The organism is Pseudomonas sp. HMWF021 (genome assembly GCF_003061005.1).
Lineage (GTDB): Bacteria > Pseudomonadota > Gammaproteobacteria > Pseudomonadales > Pseudomonadaceae > Aquipseudomonas.
In genome coordinates this window covers 24,717-31,736 of record NZ_QAIK01000171.1, presented here as the reverse complement: position 1 = coordinate 31,736, position 7,020 = coordinate 24,717, and the positions used below count along the sequence as shown (strand labels likewise).

The following is a 7,020-nucleotide window of genomic DNA, read 5'->3' as shown; positions in this document are numbered from 1 at the left end:
CGGTACGACCGATCAAAAAAGGGCCGCTTCGCGCCCCAGCGGGAGCAAGCTCCCTCGCCACATTCAGACAGCCGCCAATGTCTCTCCACGGGCAATGTTCTGCATGAAGCGCTCCGCTGGCAGCGGATGCCCCAACAGATAGCCTTGCAGCGAATCACAGCCCAATTTCGTCAGGAAGTCCTGCTGTACGCCGGTTTCCACACCCTCGGCGACAATCCGCAAGCCCAGGGCCTGCCCCAACGCCACGATGGCCGAAACGATGGCCGCGTCATCGCTGTCGTGCTCCAGATCGCGGACAAATCCGCGGTCGATCTTCAGCTCGTTAGCCGGCAGGCGCTTGAGGTACATCAGGCTCGAATAGCCGGTGCCGAAGTCGTCGATCGACAGGTCCACGCCCATGTCCGACAACTCCTGCAACACGGTCATGCTTGCATCGGCGTCGCTCATGGCGGTGGTTTCGGTGATTTCCAGGGTCAGGCTGTTGGCCGGCAGATGATGCGTGGCCAATGCCTTCGCTACGCTCTGCACCAGCCCGGCGTGGCAGAACTGCAACGCCGAGAGGTTCACCGCGATGCGCCAGTCGGTGTAACCGAGCACGTACCATTCGCGCATCTGCCGGCAGGCCTCGTTGAGTACCCAGTCGCCGATGGCAATGATCAGGCCGGTCTTCTCCGCCAGATCGATGAACTTGTCCGGCAGCAACATCCCCTGCGTCGGATGCTGCCAGCGCAACAGTGCTTCGGCACCGACCGGGCGGCGATTGGCGGCATCGAACTTGGGCTGGTAATGCAGGCTGAACTGATTGTGCTCCAGCGCGGCGCGCAGATCCTGCAACAACTGCAGTTGTTTGCGGGCGTTGCTGTTCATCGAGACATCGAAGAAGCTGTAGCCGTTTTTACCGCCACCCTTGGCGTGGTACATCGCCGCGTCGGCATTCATCAGCAGTTCCTGAGCGCTCTGGCCATTGCCCGGATACAGGGCGATGCCGACGCTGGCGGAAATCTGCAAGTCATGCTCGGCCACGCGGAACGACTGGGCGATCAACCCGACCTGACGCGCGGCCAGGCCCAAGGCGTCGTTGGGTTCGGTCAGGCGCACCAGCAGCACGAATTCATCACCACCGATCCGCGCCAGCGTGTCCTGACTGCGCAGATCTTCACGCAGACGCACCCCGACCTCGCGCAGCAGTTGATCACCCATATGGTGGCCAAAAGCATCGTTGACCGGTTTGAAACCATCCAGATCGATGAACATCAGCGCAAAACAGCCGCCCTGCTCCTCGACCTTTTTCATCGCCTGATTGATCCGGTCATCCAGCAGCATGCGGTTCGGCAGGCCGGTCAACGTGTCGTGCAGCGCCAGTTGCGTCAACTCGCGATTGGCCAGGGTCAGGGACTTCGCCAGATCGGCAGTGCGCGCTTCGAGGCGCGCATCGAGAATGGATGTCAGCAAGGCAATCGACAGCACCGCCAACGTGGTGATCAGCACCAGACCATCCAGGCCGTTGCCGCGCAGGCCATTGAGCGTGGCGCCGCAGAAACTGCCCTCGGGAAACTGTGCTGCCGCCATGCCGGTGTAGTGCATGCCGACGATGGCGATACCCATGATGACCGCCGCGCCGCCACGGATCACCCCGACGTAGGGCGAATGCTGACGCAGGCGAAAGGCTATCCACAACGCTGCTGCCGAAGCACCGACTGCAATCAGCAATGAACTTGCGAACAGCGTCGGATCGTAGTCGATACCGGGTGTCATGCGCAGGGCGGCCATGCCGGTGTAATGCATGGCGCTGATGCCGGAGCCCATGATCAGTGCACCAAATACCAGTTGCAGGATGGGCAGTTTCGGCTGGCTGACCAGCCACAGGGCGAAACCACAGGATAAAACGGCGATCAGCAATGACAGTGCGGTGATCGGTATGTCGTAACCCAGGTCGATGGGCAGTTTGAAGGCGAGCATGCCGATGAAGTGCATCGACCAGACACCGACGCCCATCGCCAATGCGCCGCCGGCCGTCCAGAAATGCACTGCCCGCCCACGGGCAGTGGCGATGCGCCCGGTCAGATCAAGCGCCGTGTACGACGCCAGAATCGCCACACACAACGAAATGAAAACCAGAGTGAAGGAATAATTACCGATGAGCATGAAGATTCTCGTGACCACCCGCACCGCACTGCGTCCGTTCCCGGCCGGGCAAATGCGGCGATTGTACTGATTGCGCAGAAGAACGCACTGACAAAGTAACCATTTTGCCATCAACCCGATGAAACGCTTGTTTGATCACTCTGCAAGGCTCTGGAACAACGACCACAACCTGTAGGAGCTGCGGCACGCTGCGATCTTTTGATCTTCATTTCAAAAAAACAAAGTCAAAAGATCGCAGCGTGCCGCAGCTCCTACAGGATTATTCCGAAGCCAGTTGACCGTCCCACCCGCCGCCCAGCGCGGCAATCAATTGCACGCTGGCAATGAGGCGACTCTGCAGGATGTCAAGCACGGTGCGCTCGTTGCTCAGCGCCGTGGCTTGAACCACGACGACATCGATGTAGGCAATCAACCCGGCCTTGTACTGGTTCTGGGTCAGGCGCAGGGAATCGCGCGCGGCATCCAGTGCTTCCTGACGCACAGCCGCCTCGTCCTCATATACCTTCAGTTGCACCAGATAGTTTTCTACTTCACGGAAACCGTCGAGCACGGTCTGGCGGTACTTGGCGACGGTCTGGTCATACACCGCTTCGGTGCGATCAACTTCGGCCGAACGGATCCCGCCGTCGAAGATCGGCAAGTCCAGTTTCGGCCCGACCGACCAGAACCGGTTCGGCAGGGTTAGAAGATTTTTCGAGGTACTGCTACTGTAGCCGCCGCTCATGCTCAAGGTCAGATCCGGGTAATACGCCGCTTTCGCCACACCGATGTTGGCGTTGGCAGCGATCACCGAGCGCTCTGCCGAAGCGATGTCCGGGCGCCGTTCCAGCAGTTGCGAAGGCAGGCTCAGGGGGATCTGCGGCAGGTTCGGAATGTTCTGTGTTTCCGCGATGCTGAACTCGGCCGGCGCTTGCCCGGTGAGCACGGCGATAGCGTTTTCGAACTGCGCACGCTGCCAGATCAGATCGACCAGATCGGCCTGGGTACTTTTCAACTGGGTTAACGCCTGCGCCACCGCATCGCGTCCGGAGATCCCGGCGCGGTACTGGTTCTGGGTCATTTGCAGCGATTTCTCGTAGGCCGCGACGGTGGCCTCAAGCAAGCGTTTCTGCTGATCGATCACCCGCAGTTGCAGGTAGTTCTGCACCAGCTCCGACTGCTGGCTCAAGCGCATCGCCGCCAGATCGGCGAAGCTCGCCTGGGCGCTGGCTTCATTGGCCTCAAGCCCGCGACGCAACTTGCCCCAGACATCCGCTTCCCAACTCACGCCCAACTGCGCGTTGTAGGTGTCGCGTATGCCGCTGGCCGAACTGCTCAGGCTCGAACTGCTGCTGCCGGTGCCCTGGCTGGAACGGGTCTTGCCCACGCTCAGGTCCACATTCGGGTAAAACGCCCCACGGGCACTGCGCACCAGGGCCTGAGCCTGACGGAACTGGGCTTCGGATTGCGCGACAGTCTGGTTGGCACTGTTGAGTTTCTCGATCAGGCTGTTGAGCTGCTGATCTCCATACAGCTCCCACCAGGCGCCACGGGCCAGCGAATCACTGGGGTTGGCCTGTCGCCAGCCCTTGGCTTCCTTGTATTGCGCGATCTCAGCAGTCTGCGGACGCTGATAGTCCGGCCCGACGGCGCAGGCACTGAGCATCGCCACGCACAGCGAGAGGCTCAGCAGACGCGAGCCGCGCACAGAGGCCAGATTGAGAAGCGAACGGTCAGTCATAGCGGAGTTTCCAGAGCGGCGTCAGTACGCACGCCACGCCATTTGTTGAAGCGGTGGCGCAGCTTGTCGAGATAGAGGTAAACCACCGGGGTGGTGTAAAGGGTCAGAACCTGGCTGAAGATCAGACCGCCGATAATGGTCAGGCCCAATGGCTGGCGCATTTCCGCGCCTTCGGCACGGCTGAGCAACAGCGGCAGGGCGCCTAGAATGGCCGCCAGCGTGGTCATCAGAATCGGTCGCAGCCGCTGCAGGCAGGCGCTGCGGATCGACTCCAGCGGCGACAGGCCTTGATGGCGTTCCAGTTGCAGCGCCAGGTCGATCATCAGGATCGCGTTTTTCTTCACCACACCGATCAGCAGGAACAGTCCGAGCAGCGAAATCAGGCTGAACTCGCCGCCCAGCGCATAAATCGACAGCAACGCGCCGACCCCGGCCGAGGGCAAGGTGGAAAGAATGGTCAGCGGGTGAATGTAGCTCTCATACAGCACGCCGAGCACCAGATACACCGCCAGCAGCGCGCCGAGAATCATGAACGGCTGGCTCTTCTGGGTCGCGGCAAAGGCGTCGGCGGTGCCGGCCATTTTCGCGATCACGTCTTCCGGCAGGCCGACTTTGGCAATCGCCCGCTCGATGGCGGCGCTGCCCTGCTCCACCGTCACGCCTTCGGCCATGTCGAAGGCAATGCTTTCCGAGGCGAACTGGCCTTCGTGGCTGACGCGGTCGTCTTCCAGACTGTTTTCATAATGGGCGATGGTCGACAACGGAATCCGTGCGCCATCAGCGGTAATCACGTGCACCTGATTGAGCGTCACCGGGTCCTGCGCGTATTTCGGATTGACCTCCATCACCACCTGATACTGGTTGAGGCTGTCGTAGATCGTCGAAATCTGCCGCTGGCTGTAGGCGTTGTTCAACACTGCCGTGACCATGTTCATGTCGACACCCAGGCGCTTGGCCTGATCGCGGTCGACAATCAGCGTCACTTGTTGCGCGCCGCGTCCTTCGCGGGCGTCGATGGCGGTCAGCTCGGGCAGTGCACGCAGCGCGGTGACCACTTTCGGATACCACTCGCGCAATGCGCCCAGATCACCGCTTTGCAGGATGTAGCTGTATTGCGAGGTGGTCTGCTCTCGGCCACCACCGAACTGCAGGTCCTGATCCGCCATCAGCATCAACTGGGCGCCGGGCACCTTGGGCATTTCCTTGCGCAGGCGTTCGATGACTTTCTGCGCCGACAGATTGCGCTCCTTGATCGGTTTCAAACGTACCAGCATGAAAGCGTTATTGGTGCCGTTGTTGCCGCCGATGAACCCGGCCACACTCTCGACTGCCTCGTCCTTGAGCACGGCACGGCGGAAGGTTTCCATTTTCGGCTGCATCACGCTGAACGACAGGCCATCGTCGCCGCGCACGAAACCGATCAACTGGCCGGTGTCCTGCTGTGGCATGAACGTCTTCGGCACCACCACATACAGCGCGACGTTGACGCCCACCGTGATGATCAGGCTGAGCAAGGTCAGACGTCGATGACGCAGCACCCAGTCGAGACTGGTGGCGTACTTGCCGACCATCCAGTCGTTGGTTTTGCGGCTCCAGCGTTGCAGACGGTTTTCCTGGCCCGGCGTGTGTGGTTTGAGCCAGCGCGCGCAAAGCATCGGCGTCAGCGTCAGCGAGACCACCAGCGACACCACGATGGCTGCCGCCAGCGTGATGGAAAACTCGCGGAACAGGCTCTCGACAATCCCGCCCATGAACAGGATCGACAGGAACACCGCCACCAGCGACACGTTCATCGACAGCAAAGTGAAACCGACTTCCTTGGCCCCGAGGTAGGCAGCCTTCATCGGCTTGACGCCTTCGTCGATGTGCCGGGAAATGTTCTCCAGCACCACGATGGCATCGTCCACCACCAGACCGGTGGCCAGAATCAACGCCATCAGCGACAGGTTGTTCAATGAGAAGCCATAGAGGTACATCACCGCGAAGGTGCCGACCAGCGACACCGGCACCGCCAGTGTCGGAATCAGCGAGGCGCGGAAATTCCCGAGAAACAGGAACACCACCAGAATCACCAGCGCCACGGCGATCAGCAGGGTCATTTCCGCTTCGTGCAGGGTGGCCTTGATCACTGGCGAGCGATCCATCGCCAGGTTCAGTTTGACGCTGGCCGGCAGCACCGCTTGCAACGCCGGCAACTGCGCCTTGATCTCGTTGACCGTCTCGATGATGTTGGCGCCGGCCTGACGGTTGATCACCAGCAGCACCGCTGCGTCATCGTTGAAGAAACCGCTGTTGTAGCGGTCTTCGACGCCGTCGCTGACTTTGGCCACGTCCTTCAGGCGCAGCGCCGCGCCGTTGTTGTAGTGGATGATCAGCGACTCGTAATCCTTGGCCTTCTCCAACTGGTCGTTGGCCTGGATCTGCCACAGGCGTTCGCCGTCTTCGACCGAACCCTTGGGCCGGCGCACATTGGCCCCGGCAATGGTCTTGCGCACATCGTCAAGCGCCACGCCGTACTGGTTCAGCGCCTGCGGTTCGAGTTCGATGCGCACCGCCGGCAGCGAGCTGCCGCCGATCTGCACTTCACCCACACCCTGCACCTGGGACAGGCTCTGCGAGAGGATGGTCGAGGCCAGGTCATAGAGCTGGCCTTTTTCCAGCACGTCCGAAGTCAGCGACAGCACCATGATCGGTGCCTGCGACGGGTTGACCTTCTTGTAGGTCGGCATGCTGCGCATCCCGCTCGGCAACAGGTTGCGCGAAGCGTTGATCGCCGCCTGCACCTCACGCGCCGCGCCGTTGATGTCGCGGTCCAGGTCAAATTGCAGAATGACCCGGGTCGAACCCTGACTGGAACGGCTGCTCATGGTGTTGACGCCGGCAATCGCGCCGAACGAGCGCTCCAGCGGCGTCGCCACCGTGGACGCCATTACTTCGGGGCTGGCACCGGGCAGACTGGCCTGGACCACGATCACCGGGAAATCCATTTGCGGCAGCGGCGATACCGGCAACAGGCCGAAGCTGACACCGCCCAGCAGCATGATCGCCAGGCTCAGGAGCATGGTCGCGACCGGGCGCTTGATGAAAGGACCGGAGAGGTTCATTGAACGTATTCCCCGGATTCACCCTGTACCCCTGTGGGAGCGGGCTTGCTC

At 61.2% G+C, this 7,020-nt stretch carries 3 protein-coding genes; all 3 read right to left on the bottom strand.

Translation table 11 applies throughout. The features are described from left to right. Nucleotides 1-63: 63 nt before the first annotated feature. Nucleotides 64-2,145: a bifunctional diguanylate cyclase/phosphodiesterase gene (locus DBR18_RS24785; protein ID WP_108592291.1), complete on the bottom strand. Its 2,082-nt coding sequence runs from the start codon at nucleotides 2,143-2,145 to the stop codon at nucleotides 64-66. A 259-nt stretch (nucleotides 2,146-2,404) separates the two neighbouring features. Further along, nucleotides 2,405-3,865: an efflux transporter outer membrane subunit gene (locus DBR18_RS24780; protein WP_108592290.1), complete on the bottom strand. Its 1,461-nt coding sequence runs from the start codon at nucleotides 3,863-3,865 to the stop codon at nucleotides 2,405-2,407. Then, nucleotides 3,862-6,969 (bottom strand): efflux RND transporter permease subunit, encoded by a 3,108-nt coding sequence (locus DBR18_RS24775; RefSeq protein WP_108592289.1) that lies wholly within the window; start codon nucleotides 6,967-6,969, stop codon nucleotides 3,862-3,864. The genes DBR18_RS24780 and DBR18_RS24775 overlap by 4 nt, the downstream gene beginning before the upstream one ends. Nucleotides 6,970-7,020: the final 51 nt, after the last annotated feature.